The sequence below is a fragment of the Microbacterium sp. FW305-3-2-15-F-LB2 genome (assembly GCF_058787255.1).
In genome coordinates this window covers 3389531-3403287 of sequence record NZ_JBYSZO010000001.1, presented here as the reverse complement: position 1 = coordinate 3403287, position 13757 = coordinate 3389531, and the positions used below count along the sequence as shown (strand labels likewise).

Annotated in this window: 12 protein-coding genes; 8 read left to right on the top strand and 4 right to left on the bottom strand. The window is 70.1% G+C overall.

The genetic code is table 11. The annotated features are described in order from the left end of the window. Positions 1-17 precede the first annotated feature (17 nt). The 3 genes from AC3WLZ_RS16375 to AC3WLZ_RS16365 all read left to right on the top strand — a co-directional run bounded on the left by AC3WLZ_RS16375 (position 18) and on the right by AC3WLZ_RS16365 (position 3519). The gene (locus AC3WLZ_RS16375; RefSeq protein ID WP_492470791.1) at positions 18-947 is read left to right on the top strand and encodes a hypothetical protein; all 930 of its coding nucleotides are present in this window, start codon (positions 18-20) and stop codon (positions 945-947) included. A 208-nt stretch (positions 948-1155) separates the two neighbouring features. Beyond that, a complete protein-coding gene (locus AC3WLZ_RS16370; protein WP_022878194.1) occupies positions 1156-1443 on the top strand; it encodes an HU family DNA-binding protein in 288 nt (95 codons plus the stop codon). Positions 1444-1521: 78 nt separating this feature from the next. Then, positions 1522-3519, top strand: a complete 1998-nt coding sequence (locus tag AC3WLZ_RS16365) for a bifunctional copper resistance protein CopD/cytochrome c oxidase assembly protein (protein WP_492470790.1) — start codon at positions 1522-1524, stop codon at positions 3517-3519. 12 nt (positions 3520-3531) lie between these two features. On the opposite strand, the gene AC3WLZ_RS16360 is transcribed toward AC3WLZ_RS16365, so the two are convergent. Together AC3WLZ_RS16360 and AC3WLZ_RS16355 are read right to left on the bottom strand one after the other, a co-directional pair. Then, complete coding sequence (locus tag AC3WLZ_RS16360; RefSeq protein ID WP_492470789.1) at positions 3532-4614, bottom strand: hypothetical protein; 1083 nt, start codon at positions 4612-4614, stop codon at positions 3532-3534. Between the two features lie 70 nt (positions 4615-4684). Next, positions 4685-5365 (bottom strand): SDR family NAD(P)-dependent oxidoreductase, encoded by a 681-nt coding sequence (locus AC3WLZ_RS16355; protein ID WP_492470788.1) that lies wholly within the window; start codon positions 5363-5365, stop codon positions 4685-4687. A 101-nt stretch (positions 5366-5466) separates the two neighbouring features. On the opposite strand from AC3WLZ_RS16355, the gene AC3WLZ_RS16350 reads away from it, so the two are divergent. Then, the gene (locus AC3WLZ_RS16350) at positions 5467-6321 is read left to right on the top strand and encodes a helix-turn-helix domain-containing protein (RefSeq protein ID WP_492470787.1); all 855 of its coding nucleotides are present in this window, start codon (positions 5467-5469) and stop codon (positions 6319-6321) included. Positions 6322-6357: 36 nt separating this feature from the next. Here the strand turns inward: AC3WLZ_RS16350 and AC3WLZ_RS16345 are convergent, their stop codons facing one another. Further along, positions 6358-7194, bottom strand: coding sequence for an NAD(P)/FAD-dependent oxidoreductase (locus AC3WLZ_RS16345; protein ID WP_492470786.1), 837 nt, complete (start codon positions 7192-7194; stop codon positions 6358-6360). Positions 7195-7244: 50 nt separating this feature from the next. Between AC3WLZ_RS16345 and AC3WLZ_RS16340 the strand changes: the two genes are divergently transcribed. After that, positions 7245-7715 carry a helix-turn-helix domain-containing protein gene (locus tag AC3WLZ_RS16340; RefSeq protein ID WP_492470785.1) on the top strand — a complete coding sequence of 157 codons (471 nt, stop codon included), beginning with the start codon at positions 7245-7247 and terminating at the stop codon, positions 7713-7715. Between the two features lie 38 nt (positions 7716-7753). Here the strand turns inward: AC3WLZ_RS16340 and AC3WLZ_RS16335 are convergent, their stop codons facing one another. Continuing rightward, positions 7754-8341, bottom strand: coding sequence for a TetR/AcrR family transcriptional regulator (locus AC3WLZ_RS16335; protein ID WP_492470784.1), 588 nt, complete (start codon positions 8339-8341; stop codon positions 7754-7756). 261 nt (positions 8342-8602) lie between these two features. Between AC3WLZ_RS16335 and AC3WLZ_RS16330 the strand changes: the two genes are divergently transcribed. From AC3WLZ_RS16330 to AC3WLZ_RS16320, 3 genes are all read left to right on the top strand, one after another. Beyond that, entirely contained in the window at positions 8603-10948 is a 2346-nt protein-coding gene (locus tag AC3WLZ_RS16330; RefSeq protein ID WP_492470783.1) for a glycosyltransferase family 2 protein, read from the top strand. Continuing rightward, positions 10945-12525: a chitinase gene (locus tag AC3WLZ_RS16325; RefSeq protein ID WP_492470782.1), complete on the top strand. Its 1581-nt coding sequence runs from the start codon at positions 10945-10947 to the stop codon at positions 12523-12525. The genes AC3WLZ_RS16330 and AC3WLZ_RS16325 overlap by 4 nt, the downstream gene beginning before the upstream one ends. A gap of 109 nt (positions 12526-12634) precedes the next feature. After that, on the top strand, positions 12635-13753 hold the full coding sequence (locus AC3WLZ_RS16320) for a serine hydrolase domain-containing protein (RefSeq protein ID WP_492470781.1): 1119 nt from the start codon (positions 12635-12637) through the stop codon (positions 13751-13753). Positions 13754-13757 lie beyond the last annotated feature (4 nt).

The following is a 13757-nucleotide window of genomic DNA, read 5'->3' as shown; positions in this document are numbered from 1 at the left end:
GATTCGAGGGAGCGGACGTGATCAGAGCGGTGCAGCGTGTCGTCACGTGGGGAGTCGGGTTCGGCCTTGCGGCCGTGTTCGGTGCCGGGGGCGCGGCGGGTGCCGTTGATGAGCCGAACGCGTTCTTCCTCCCGGCCGAGGTCGTGGCATCCGATTCTGGTCCGACGCCCGACCCCGGGGCATCGGATGGCGCGGTGTGGTTCGAGCCGCCCGCGGGGACGGTCGGTCAACAGCTCCAGCTGATCGGTCTCGACTTTCCCGCCGACACCGACGTGCTCGTGACGACGACGGCGAGTCCGGAACCGACCCTCGTCGGCAAGAGTGCGAGCGATGGGACCTTCACGCTGCCCTTCACGATCCCCGACCTGAGCCCCGGCCAGCATCAGGTCGACGTGCGGGTGGGTGGTCAGATCGGGGAGCTGAATCTGCTGGTGCTCCCGGCCGGTGAGCCCCTCCCGGGGAACGACGGGGCGGGCGTCCACCTGTCTCCGGATACGGCCTCCGTCGGCGAGAGCATCACGATCTTCGCCGCGGGGTTCACTCCCTTCCAAGAACTCTGTCTTCTGGTGAAGGCCGACCCCGTCGTGCAGGCCTGCCTGGGGGAGACCGGCGCGAACGGCGACCTGTTCACGTCGTGGCAGGTTCCGGACATTCGGCCGGGCACACATCAGGTGCTCTTCGTCGCGGGGCAGGTCTGGGACAGCACGGAGCTCACGATCGTGGCGGCGGGCGCCCCCTCGCCGACCCCCTCGCCCAGCGAGTCTCCTCTCCCCGTGTCCTCCATGCTCACCCCGGCGTCAACGCCCTCGTTCGCACCGACCCCCGTGCCCCGGCTCGCCGCGAGCGGTATACCCGACGTCGGCGCCCTCGTGCCGTGGGGAATCGCTGCGGTCGTGGGGGCCATCGTGCTTGCCGCCGCTGGGGTCCGTTTGCGCTCGAAGGAGTGAGGCTGTCGGGCCACTCTCGTGTCCCACGAGCCCCTCTGGGCACACGGGACTCGCGACACGCCGCCCGTTCACGGGCGAAATCCATCAAAATCCGCGTAATTCCGCGGTTCGGTTGATACTGTCGAGGCGGTCTCCCGACCACCGAGGAGGATTCCTCCTCGTCCGATGTAACGAGAGGCGACACGAGCGTCGCCTGGAGGACAACCACATGGCCGACAAGTCCATCACCAAGACCGAGCTCGTCGCGAGCATCGCGAGCGCGACCGGGCAGAGCCAGTCCGCCGTGTCGAGCGTGCTCGACTCCCTCTTCTCCACCGTCTCCGAGGCGGTCGCCAAGGGCAGCAAGGTCTCGATCCCCGGCTGGATCGCCTTCGAGCAGGTCGCCACGTCGGCCCGCACCGGCCGCAACCCTCAGACGGGCGAGGAGATCTCGATCCCCGCGGGCAAGCGCGTCAAGGTCACCGCCGGCTCCAAGCTGAAGGCCGCCGTCAAGTAAGACGACAGCACACTGTGAGAGGGGGGATGCCGGCTGGCATCCCCCCTCTTGCGTTCCCGCGCGACGTAGGCTTGGGGGGTGAATCCCCGAGCCCTGCGCGTGGCCGGACCCGTCATCCTGGTCGTGGTCTCGGTGATCTGTGTCGTCGCGGGTCTCGCTTACGGCGGCGGTGCCGCGCCGTCGCTGCTGGCTGACCCTGGTCCCTTCGTCCGGTGGGGTCTCCCCGCCGCGACGCTCGTGGTCAACCTGTCGGCGGCGACGATGGTGGGTTCGCTGGTCCTCGCGTTGTTCGCGCTTCCCGCGGGGGAGCGGCCGTTCGAGATCGCTCTCGACACGGCATCCATCGGTGCCGCCGTTTTCACGGTGGCGTCCGCCACGACCGGGTTCCTGACTTTCCTCAACGTCATCAACGCCACCCCCACGCTCGACGCCGTCTTCGGTCAGCAGCTGGGGCGCTTCCTCGTCGAGACCGAGATCGGTCCGGCGTGGCTCATCACCACGATCGCGGGCGCCGTGCTCACGGTGCTCACGTTCGCGGTGCGGAGCTGGGTGCCGACGCTCCTCGTCGCGATCCTCGCGCTCGCGTCCCTCATCCCGATGGGCACGCAGGGCCACGCGGGAACCGAGGCGAGCCACACGGCGGCCGTCACCTCGCTCGTGCTGCACATCCTCGCCGCGGCCGTGTGGCTCGGGGGCCTGATCCTGCTGGTCGTCGTCCGCCCCGCGATGACTCGCGCGCAGGTCCAGGCTGCGCTGCTGCGGTACTCCTCGATCGCGCTCGTGGCCTTCATCGTCGTCGCGATCTCGGGCACCGTGCGCGCGTCCATCGGCCTCGTCGGCTGGCAGAATCTCCTGTCGCCGTACGGCCTCCTCGTCCTGGTCAAGGTCACCGCGCTCGTCGCGATGGGCATCCTCGGCGCCTGGTACCGCCGACGTCTCATCGCCGGGATGGGCAGCGAGAACGGATCGCGCCGATTCTGGGGGGTGGTCCTGCTCGAGCTCGTCTTCATGGGTGTCGCGAGCGGCATCGCCGTCGCCCTCGCCCGCACGCCTCCTCCTGCCGCCGACCTTCCCCCGATCGGGCAGACGCCCGCCGAGGTGCTCACCGGCTCGCCCCTCCCGGCGGAGTTCACGATCGATCGCTGGTTCACGGCGTGGGACATCGACTTGCTGTGGACGTTCGTCGCCGGCTTCGGGCTCTTCTTCTATCTGGCGGGCGTATGGCGTCTGCACCGGCGCGGCGACGCCTGGCCCATCCACCGCACGGTGCTGTGGTCGCTCGGCATGCTGGCCGTCTTCTGGGTCACCTCCGGACCGCTGAACGTCTATCAGGACTACCTGTTCAGCGTGCACATGATCGAGCACATGCTGCTGTCGATGGCGATTCCGCTGCTGCTGGTCGCGGGAGCCCCCGTCACGCTCGCCGCTCGCGCCATCCGAAAGCGCGAGGACGGTTCGCGCGGTGGCCGCGAGTGGATCCTGTGGGCCGTGCACAACCCCGTCGCGAAGGTGCTCACGAATCCGTTCGTGGCCGCGGGGCTGTTCATCGTGTCGCTGTGGGCGTTCTACTACACCGACCTGTTCCGGTGGTCGCTGTACGACCACGTCGGCCACATCTGGATGGTCGCGCACTTCCTCATCACCGGGTACCTGTTCGTCCTGAGCCTCATCGGCATCGACCCGGTGCCCTACCGCCTGCCGTACCCGGGGCGGCTCCTCATCCTGATCGCCGTCATGGCGATGCACGCGTTCTTCGGCATCGCGATCATGATGAACTCCGGCCTCATCGCGGCCGAATGGTTCGGGTCGATGGGGCGGACGTGGGGCGCCACCCCGCTGCAAGACCAGTACACCGGCGGCGGCGTCGCGTGGAGCGTGGGCGAGATCCCGACGCTGATCCTCGCCATCACCGTCGCGATCCAGTGGAGTCGCAGCGACGAGCGGCAGCAGCGCCGCCGCGACCGCCACGTCGATCGGGTCGGCGACATCGAGCTCGACGAGTACAACGCGGAACTGCAGCGGATCGCCGAACGCGATGCGCGCATCGCCGAACGCCAGGCCGCGCAGGGCCGCTGACCCGTCCGGCGCTCAGTCCAGGCTTCCCCCGATGGTGATGGATGCCGAGCCGTCGGGCTGCACCGAGATCTGGCCGTCGACGGTGAACGGCACATCCTCCTCGACGGTGCGCACCGACCCGTCGAAGATCGAGCGCACGTCGACCTCGATGTGGGCCACGGCCCGCGCGGAGGGGATGCGCCACCCGGCGCCGTCGGGCACCACCGACACGGTCGGCTGCTGCGAGATCGACCAGGTGGGGGCGTCGTCGATCCGATTGCGCACGGTGAACCCGAACGGGCAGCCGGTGGGTTGCAGCACTCGTTGCTCCGCGCACGTGGTCAGGAAGCCTTCGACACGCTGCTGGACGACCGAGACGAACTGTTCGGTGGGCTCCGCTTGGATCTCGACCGGCACGTCGGTGAGCGGCGAGTCCGCGAGGATGGCCACGCCGGGCGTCGCCGAGATCGCCGTGTCCACCGCCACGGAGTACAGGCCCGGCGAGAACACCAGCAGGGGGACGGCCGCGGAGGGGTCGGCATCCGCCCCGTCCATCGACACCTGCCGCTTGTCGATCTCGAAGTCGTTGACCGAGAACTGCATCGACCCGCGCACGGTGAGATCGACGACGGCGAGGGGGCTGACGTCGAAACGCCAGCGCGGAACGACGCCGATCCAGCCGTCCTGGCGGACCGCGAAGGTGGTGCGACCGGTGTACGAGCCGGCTCGGTAGTCGACGGTGACCCGGGTCACGTCGCCGTCGGCGACCTCGTTCGTCACGAGTGCGTCGCTGATCGTCTGCAGTGCGTCGGTGCGCAGCAGCGCCTCGGATGCCGTCGCGGGAAGGCCCGCCCTCTCGAGGTCCACCGAGTCCACCGCGACGCCCGGGACGGCCAGGGCATCCGTCGCCCGTCGGTCGTGGAGCAGGTCGAGGTAGTGCAGGACGAATGCGCGGGGGCTGTACAGCTCGCGGTACGCGGCAGCCGCTCCGGCGCCGAGCGCGGCGACGAGGAGAAGGCCCACGACGCCGAGGATCGTCAAGTCGCGCGCCAGTCGGCGCGGGCGCGGCGAGGCAGCACCCGTAGGCGCTACCGGGCCCCCGTCCGTTGCGTGCACGGACCCAGTCTAGGAAAGCGACCTGCGCGGACGCGGAATACGTCGGCCGCGCAGGTCGCGGTGAGCCGTCTCAATACGCGATGACGCCCGTACGATCGTGGAATTCGCCGGTCGGACCGTCGCGATCGATCGTTGCGAGCGCGACCGTGGCGTCCGTGCCCTGGGTGATGGTCTGGTGACCGCTGAATCCGTTGAAGGCGGTGGCGGTGTACCCCGGGTCCGCGGCGTTCACGCGCATGTCGGGCAGGTTCTTGGCGTACTGCACGGTGAGCGCGATCACCGCGGCCTTGGACGCGGCGTAGGGCACGGACGGCACCCCGAACTCATCGCGTCCGGGCGTCGTCAGCCAGCGCGCGAATCCCACGCCCGAAGCGACGTTGACGATGACCGGGGTCGAGGAGCGTCGCAGGAGCGGCAGCGCCGCCTGTATGACGCGCACGACGCCCATGACGTTGGTGTCGAAGACGTCGGTCATGGCGTCGACATCGAGGTCGTCGACGCCGTGCGAGGTTCCGAGGACGCCCGCACTGTTGACGAGCACGTCGAGTTCGGGAAGTGCCGCGAACGCGGCATCCACGGACGACTGGTCGGTGACGTCGAGGCGGACGGGATGTGCGCCGAGTGTCTGCACCTCGCCCGCCTGTGCGAGATCGCGCATACCGGCGTAGACGGTGTGCCCCGCGTCGATGAGGCGGCGCGCGGTTTCCAGACCGAGGCTGCGGTTGGCCCCGGTGATGAGTGTCGTTGTCATGGCTCCATCCTTCGTCGGTCGGGGAGAAGCTCCCAGGCATGGACCGGACGGGGGACTGCCGGTACCAGGCTCCCCGAGAGAAAGCGACGCATGATGGAGCGATGAGTGAATTCGCGAGCGTGCTTCGATCGTGGCGCGAGCGCGTTCGTCCCGAGGCGGTCGGGCTGCCGGGAGGGCCGGGACGCCGCACACGGGGGCTTCGGCGCGAAGAGCTTGCTGCTCTCGCGGGTGTGAGTGTCGACTACGTCGTGCGCCTCGAGCAGGGTCGCGCCACCCACCCTTCCGCGCAGCTTCTCGGCGCACTGGCCACGGCTCTGCGCCTCACGACAGCGGAGCGAGACCATCTCTATCGTGCCGCCGGGTCCGCGCCTCCCGCTCATGGGCTCGTCCCGCGCCACATCACTCCCGGAGTCCAGCGTCTCGTCGACCGCCTCGGTGACGTGCCTCTCGCCGTGTTCACCGCCGCTCACGACCTGCTTCTGTGGAACACGCTCTGGGCGACCATCGACGGCGACCCGCTTCAGCGCACCGCCCTGGAGCGGAACGTCGTATGGCGACACTTCCTGCGTGGACACGACGGAATCGAATGGGATGCCGTGCACGACGAGGAATTCGCGCGCGACCTGGTCGCCGACCTCCGCTCGGCCGTCGGACGCTATCCCGCCGACCGCGATCTCGCCGACCTCGTGTCCCTCCTGCGCCGCGATTCACCGGAATTCGAGCGGCGCTGGGATTCCGCCCACGTCGCCGAGCACCGCAGCAGCCGCAAACGCGTTCAGACCCCGGTCGGCGCGATCGAGGTGGACTGCGACGTGCTCAGCGTTCCCGGCGGCGATCTCCGGGTCGTGGTGTACACGACGGCGCCGGGGACCCCCGATGCCGACCGCCTCGACCTGCTCCGCGTCATGGGCTTGCAGGATCTCGCACCGGGCGGCGCGGAATCGCGAGAGCGGTGAAGGGCGAGAGCGTGAGGTCGGCGTCCGCCTCGTGACTCACCGCGGCGCGGAGAGGCCCTGCACGATGGCGACGGCCGCCAGCTGCCCCGCCGCGATCGCCGCCGCGAGCGTCGCCATCGGCCCCGGGAAGTGATCGGGGTGGGCCATGTCGCCCGCCGCGAAGACGCGTTCCACGCTCGTGCGTCCGAACGGATCGATCCGCACCGCCCCGGACTCCTGCACGTCGAGGCCGAGTTGCGCCGCGAAGGGGGCCCGCTGCCGCGAGACGGGAGCGACGAAGGCGCCGGCGGCGTCGATGGTCGATTCGTCGTCGAGCACGATCCGCAGGCCGTCGTCGAGGCTCTCCGCCCGCACGACGCGCGCCGGGTCGAGGACGATGACCTCGGATGCCACCGGCAGGAGCATTCCGCGCAGCATTGCCGCGTGCGGCGACGCGTTGAGGACGGCCACCGGGCGACCGGCGAATTCATGGCCGTGGCAGAACGGGCAGTTGGCGACGCGATTGCCCCAGTTCTCCGCCAGCCCGGGGATGGGCGGGAGCTCGTCGGCGAGGCCCGTGGCCAGCACGACGAACTCTGCGCGGAGTGTTTCGCCCGCGACCTCGACGCGCACGCCGTCGGTCTCGGCTGCGACCACGGAGACCGCGGCATCCCGGATCTCCACCGTCGGATAGGCGGAGAGCTCATCACGGCCTCGGCCGCGCAGGTCCGCCGGTGCGGTGCCGTCGTTGCCGAGCAGATTGTGGGCGTGATCGACCGTCGCGTTCCGGTACTCGCCCGAGTCCAGCAGGAGGGTGCGGCGGTGCATGCGGCCGAGCGTGAGGGCGGCCTGGAGTCCGGCGGGACCGCCGCCGATGATGATGGCCTCGTACACGGGGGCTCCTTTCGTTTGCGTTCGCGACCATCGTGTGACTTCATGTCGACATGAAGTCAAATGATCAAGCGATCGGCGACGCGGCGGCCCGGTTCGGGCTCGAGACCCATGTGTTGCGGCACTGGGAGGACGCGGGGCTGCTGCACCCGACGCGCGACGCCGGAGGCCGCCGACGGTTCGGCGACCCCGACCTCGTCCGCATCGCGGTGATTCTGCGCAACAAGGCCGCGGGGATGTCGCTCGACCAGATCCGCGTGCTCCTCGACGAGGGAGCACCGGACCGACACCGCGTCCTCGAGGAGCACGTCGCGGAACTCGACCGTCGGGCCGCCGACATCGCGCAGGCCCGGGCGATGACCGAGCACGCCCTGCGGTGCCGTTCGCACGACATCACGGAGTGCCACCGGTTCCGCAGCCACGTCGCCGACGTGCTCGCGGGTCAGGCGGCATGGCTCGTCGTCCGCACCGAGCCGCCGCTGCCCGCGGCGGGCGACCCGTCTCGGCCGCACCCCGGCCCCTAGGGCCGCGCATCGGGGGGGGGGGGGGGGCAGCGGTCAGATCAGTCCGTCGGGTCCGCGCGCGGGACATGACGGAGGAGTTCGGCGAGCAACTCCATCCCGGGTCGGATGTCGTGCTCGTCGAGGCTCAGTCGCTCGAACCACATGCCGATGGTGGCGCTCTTGACCAGTGCGACGAGGGCGGGGAATCCGCCCGGAAGGGTCGCATCGGCGCCGGCGCGCCACGGCTCGAGCATCTTCTCGCCGAACCCGGCCACGTCGCCCTGACCCGTCCGGGAGGTGACGGATGTCGGTGAGCGGAGAGACTGCATCGTGATCTCGAAGAACGCGAGCTGCTCCTCCGGCGCGTACCTGCCCGAATCCTCGAAGAGCCACAGCAGCTGGTCGGCGAGATCGGGCGCCCGACCCGCCTGCCCCATCCGCTCGGCGATCCTCGCGAGGATGTGCTCGGCCACCGCCTCGAGGAGGTGACCCTTGGTGGCGAACCAGTAATGCAGAGCGCCGAGGGGGAGACCCGCCGCGTCGGTGATCCGGCGCGTCGTCGCCCCGACGATGCCCTCAGCGGCGATCACCTCCACAGCCGCCTCGATGAGCGCCTGCCGGGTGCCTCTCTCGTGCGCGTCGGGCATCGACACAGCATATTCTCGGTGGGCCCCGAAGCCTTTGGTCACCTGACCAGATCCGGCGAAGCGCAAGGTCGGCGCAAGATCGGCGCAAGGAATCCGCATTTCTGTCCCCGAGCAGGGGCGAACGGAGGCGGGAAACCGTCGATCGGGTGCAGTCTGATCAGCGGCCCGCCCCGAGCACGACCGCGGCGGCGAGCGGGCCATCGCGCTCGACCCGAACGAGCGCTCAGCGTCGGATTCGACCCGCGACGCTCAGGGGAAACCATGTCTCGATCGAACCGACGTCTGCGACAGCGCGTGGGAGCGCTCCCACACACCCGTCGGCGGCAGTGGGGATCCGAGCGCACGCGCGTCCCCCTGCCCACCGTGCACACGAAGCCGTCTGCCGCGACCCTGGTGTGGGCTCGCGCGGCGATCATCGTCACCGTGGTCGCCTGGGCGGCCTACATCCTGACGACCGTCGTGCGGCAGCTCACGTCCTACGGCCCCGACGAGTACCTCCTGTCCGTCGAGGCGTGGCTGTATGCCGCGGTCGTGACCTTCCTCACCCTGTCGGCGCTGATGTACCTGGTCGCCCGAGAAGGTGCGCTCGGCCGGTTCCGTCGTCACACCCGCGCGGCGCGCGCAGAACTCGACCAGCACTTCCTCACCGGGCACGGTGACGGCCTCACCGTGCTCGTCCCCTCGTATGCGGAAGAGCCGTCGGTCATCCGCAAGACGCTCTGGTCCGCAGCGCTGCAGGAGTACCCCGACCTGAGGGTCGTCCTGCTCCTGGACGACCCGCCCTCGCCCACCGATCCCACCGACCGGGCACGGCTCGCCGCGACGCGCGCGCTCGCCGCCGGCATCCAAGCGGATCTCGAGGGCCCGCGATCGCTGTTCTCCGAGTCGCTCCTCACGCTCGAGCACGAGTTGCTGACGACGGGGCGGGCGGGACAGGACGCCGTCCGACGCGTTCACCTCGCCTACGCCGAAGCCGTGCGGTGGCTGCGCCACATGGCCGACACCGAGTCTCACGAGGATCATGTCGACACGTTCTTCATCGATCAGGTGCTCCGCGGCCTCGCGGACGATCTCGAGCTGACCGCACAGGCCCTCGGCGCCGCCCTGTCCGCCGGGCGAGCGCCGGAGTCGGACCGCCTCCTCGGTCTTCATCGACGGCTCACCCGCATCTTCACCGCGGACATGGCGGTCTTCGAGCGCAAGGCATACGCCTCTCTGTCGCACGAGCCCAACAAGGCGATGAACCTGAACGCGTACATCGGCCTCATGGGCGGCCGCTACCGCGCGGAACGCAACCCGCAGGGCACGCACCTCCGGCTCGTCTCGGGGGCCGCCGAGGCGGACCTCGTCGTGCCCAACGCCGAGTACCTGCTCACCCTCGACGCCGACTCCCTGCTGCTCCGCGACTACTGCCTGCGCCTGGTCTACTTCCTCGAGCAACCCGGCAACGAACGCGTCGCCGTCACGCAGACGCCGTACTCCTCGTTCCGCGGTGCGCCGACCCGCATCGAACGCCTCGCGGGCGCGACGACCGACATCCAGCACATCCTCCACCAGGGCATGACCGCCCACAGTGCCACGTTCTGGGTGGGGGCGAACGCCGTCATCCGGATGGAGGCGCTCGACGACATCCTCGAGATCGAGTCCACTCCCGGTTTCGAGGTGCGCCGCTACGTGCAGGACCGCACGGTCATCGAAGACACCGAGTCCAGCATCGACCTCACTCAGCGCGGATGGACGCTCGTGAACTACCCCGAGCGCTTGAGCTACAGCGCGACGCCCCCGGACTTCGGCTCGCTCGTCGTCCAGCGCCGCCGCTGGGCGAACGGCGGGCTGCTCATCCTCCCCAAGTTCCTCGCCCAGGCCCGAGCGCGACGCCGCACCGACAACCCCGTGCGGCTCACCGAATGGCTCCTCCGTGTGAACTACATGGCTTCGCTCGCGTGGGCGAGCGTCGGACTGGTCTTCCTCCTCGCGTTCCCGTTCGACAGCGCGCTTCTCAGTCCGCTCGTGGTCCTCGCCGCCCTGCCGTACTTCCTGTCGCAGGCCAGTGATCTCCGCAACACCGGCTACCGTCGGCGGGACATCTTCCGGATCTACGGCTTCAACCTCATCCTGCTCCCCGTGAACCTCGCGGGCGTCCTCAAGTCCGTCGAGCAGGCCCTCACCGGGCGCAAGATCCCGTTCGCGCGGACGCCGAAGGTCCGTGACCGAACGGCGACGCAGCTGCTCTACGTGGTCAGCCCCTGGGCGATCCTCGTCTTCTCGGTCGTCACCGCGTGGTGGAACGCGTCGGCGCAGAACTGGGGCACCGCCGCCTTCGCCGGGTTCAACTCCCTCTGCGCCGCCTGGGCGATCGTCGAGAACATCGGCGTACGCAACTCCCTGGTCGACGTGTGGCTCGGCCTGACGGACTGGATGTGGGTTCCGGTCGCGTCCGGCCCGGCCGCGCACCCGTCGGCCGGCGTCGAATTCGACTGGGAGGCCGCTCTGTACCACGGGTATCCCGCGGTCGGCGACCGCGCCACCGTGCAGACGACACCCCCGGAGTTCGAAACGGAGGCACGCCCCGTCGTGCCATCGACGAGCGATCTCGGCATCCGATGAACTCCCGCGTCAGTTATGTCTCCCCGCCCGCCCCGGGACCCCACCACGGCAAGCGTCTGTCGCCGTGGCGTGTGATCGCGGGACTGGCCGTCGTCGTGGTCGTCGCCGCCGGTGCGGTCACGGGATACCGATTCCTGGTGGCCGACCAGGCGCGCGCGGACGTCCCGGCGCCCTGGTTCGCCGGGTACGTCGACGTCACCGCGACCCCCGCGTACGACTTCGAGACCCCGCGTCACGACGAGAAGCGCGATGTCGTGCTGTCGTTCGTGGTCGCCGCCGGTGCGGACGAGTGCACTCCGTCCTGGGGAACCGCGTACTCGCTGGACGGCGCCGGTGACGACCTCGACCTCGACCGTCGTATCGCCCGGCTGCGCCAGCACGGAGGCGATGTCGTCATCTCCTTCGGCGGTGCGGCCAACAGCGAGCTGGCGACCGTCTGCGCCGACGTCGACACCCTTCGTGAGGCGTACGCGGATGTCGTCGACCGGTACGTCGTCGCGAGCATCGACCTCGACATCGAGAACGACGACCTCGCGGATCGTGTGGCCGGGCTCCGGCGTGCGCTCGCCGTGGCCGACCTGCAGCGCGAGCGCCAGGCGAGCGGGCATCCGCTGGCGGTGTGGCTCACTCTGCCCGTCTCCGAGCGGGGGCTGACGGACGACGGCCGCGCCGCCGTGGACCAGATGCTCGACGCCGGGGTCGACCTCGCCGGCGTGAATGCCATGACGATGGACTACGGGACCGACCTCGGTGGCCGGAGCATGGCGGACGTCTCCGAGCATGCGCTCACCGCCGTGCACGATCAGCTCCGCGACACGTACGCCCACGCCGGCCTCTCGCTCAGCGACGCGACCGCGTGGGCGAAGGTCGGCGCGACGCCGATGATCGGGCAGAACGACGTCGAGCAGGAGGTGTTCGGTCTCGACGATGCGCGACAGCTGAACACCTTCGCCGTCGCCCAGGGGTTGGGCCGACTGTCGATGTGGTCGCTGAACCGTGACCGGACGTGCGGCGAGAACTACGCGGACGTCCGTGTCGTCTCGGACGCGTGCAGCGGCGTGGAGCAGGGCGACGCCACCTTCGCCGCCCTGCTGGGGGCGGGCTTCACCGCGTCGGCGCCCGCCACCGACGTCGCGATGCCCACGCCCGTCTCACCTGCGCCGACGGACGACCCCGCCCGCAGTCCTTACCCCGTGTGGGCTTCGGCCAGTACCTACCTCGCCGGAACGAAGGTCGTCTGGCACGGCACCGTGTACGAAGCGCGGTGGTGGACCAGGGGCGCCCAGCCCGACGACCCTACGGTGGCGGCGAGCGACTCGCCGTGGACGATCATCGGGCCGGTGCTCGTCGGGGAGAACCCTCAACCCCAACCGACGCTGCCCGCGGGACTCCTGCCCGCGTGGGATGGTGCCGCCGTGTACACGGCCGGGCAGTGCGTCGAACTCGAGGGGGCGGCGTTCCAGGCCAAATGGTGGACGCAGGGCGACAGTCCCGCCGCCGCGTCCACGGACCCGGGCGTATCCCCGTGGATGCCGGTACCCGCCGGCCGCGTCGGTGGGGATCAGGCGGTCTGCTGAGCGGGCGGTCCGCTGCCGTGCTCGGGAGAGCGCGGCTGGCAGTATCCTCGACCTGCCGTCATCGGGGGCGGCGGTGTGCCATCGGGGGCACTGTCACAAGGAGGATGCCGTGAACTCTGTCGAGGGTCGGATCCACCCCGACTACGAATCCGTCCGCGAGCGTCTCGCGGAGTTCTCCGCCGCCGACCCGGACTACGGGGCACAGCTGTGCGTCGTCATCGGTGACGACGACGTCGTCGACCTGTCCTGCGGGCCGGGGGCGGAAGCGATCACCGGGGTCTACTCCGTGTCGAAGGGGGTGGCGGCGACCGTGATGGCACTGCTCCTCGGCGAGGGTGCCCTCGATCTCGACCGCACGGTCTCGCACTACTGGCCGGAGTTCGCGGCGGCGGGAAAGGGCGAGATCACCGTCCGTCAGCTCCTGTCGCACCAGGCCGGGCTCCCGGCCACGGATGACGGCATCCGTCCCGAGGACGCGATCGACTCCCGCGCGGGAGCAGGGCGGCTCGCCCGTCAGCGGCCGCTGTGGCGACCCGGCAGCACCTTCGGTTATCACTCGATCACGATCGGCATCCTGATGGAGGAACTGGTCCGCCGCATCACGGGTGAGGAGCTGCAGGACGTCTACGAATCCCGGATCCGCGCCCCGCGCGACATCGACTTCTTCCTCGGTCTGCCGGACGATCAGTCCGCTCGATACGTCGACCCGCGCCCGGCCGCGAACGACGTCGTTCCCGGTCCGGGCCCGTACGACAACCTGTTCGCCGCCGCGATGGGCAGCCTGGGTCGCCCGGGTGATCCGATCCTGGCGGGGTTCGGTCCGCATTCCGTCGCGGTGCGGCGCCGAGGGACCGCCGCGGCCGGTGGCGTGGGATCCGCGCGCGGCCTCGCCCGGCTGTACGCGGCGACGCTCGGTCACATCGGCGCTCCGATCGCCCCGTCGGACACGTTCGCGGAGATGGCGCAGGTGCAGGTGCGCGGTCGTGACGTCGTCCTCCACATCCCCATGAGCTTCGGAATCGTCTTCATGAAGCCCCACGCGGACATGCCGTTCGCGAGTTTCCGTGCGTTCGGTCATGACGGCGCGGGTGGCGCGATCGCCTTCGCCGACCCGATGTACGACATGGCCTTCGGCTACATCCCCACCCGGATGACGAACCCCGGGGGAGTGGACGCCCGGGCGATCGAGCTCTCCCGGTTGGCGCGGGTGGCGGCGGGTCGGGCGTAGCCGG

Coding starts and splice junctions, on each gene's coding strand:
- AC3WLZ_RS16370 (WP_022878194.1), top strand. CDS start 1,156: ATGGCCGACAAGTCCATCACCAAGACCGAGCTCGTCGCGAGCATCGCG.
- AC3WLZ_RS16355 (WP_492470788.1), bottom strand. CDS start 5,365: ATGACAACGACACTCATCACCGGGGCCAACCGCAGCCTCGGTCTGGAA.
- AC3WLZ_RS16350 (WP_492470787.1), top strand. CDS start 5,467: ATGAGTGAATTCGCGAGCGTGCTTCGATCGTGGCGCGAGCGCGTTCGT.
- AC3WLZ_RS16340 (WP_492470785.1), top strand. CDS start 7,245: ATGAAGTCAAATGATCAAGCGATCGGCGACGCGGCGGCCCGGTTCGGG.
- AC3WLZ_RS16335 (WP_492470784.1), bottom strand. CDS start 8,341: ATGCCCGACGCGCACGAGAGAGGCACCCGGCAGGCGCTCATCGAGGCG.
- AC3WLZ_RS16330 (WP_492470783.1), top strand. CDS start 8,603: ATGTCTCGATCGAACCGACGTCTGCGACAGCGCGTGGGAGCGCTCCCA.
- AC3WLZ_RS16325 (WP_492470782.1), top strand. CDS start 10,945: ATGAACTCCCGCGTCAGTTATGTCTCCCCGCCCGCCCCGGGACCCCAC.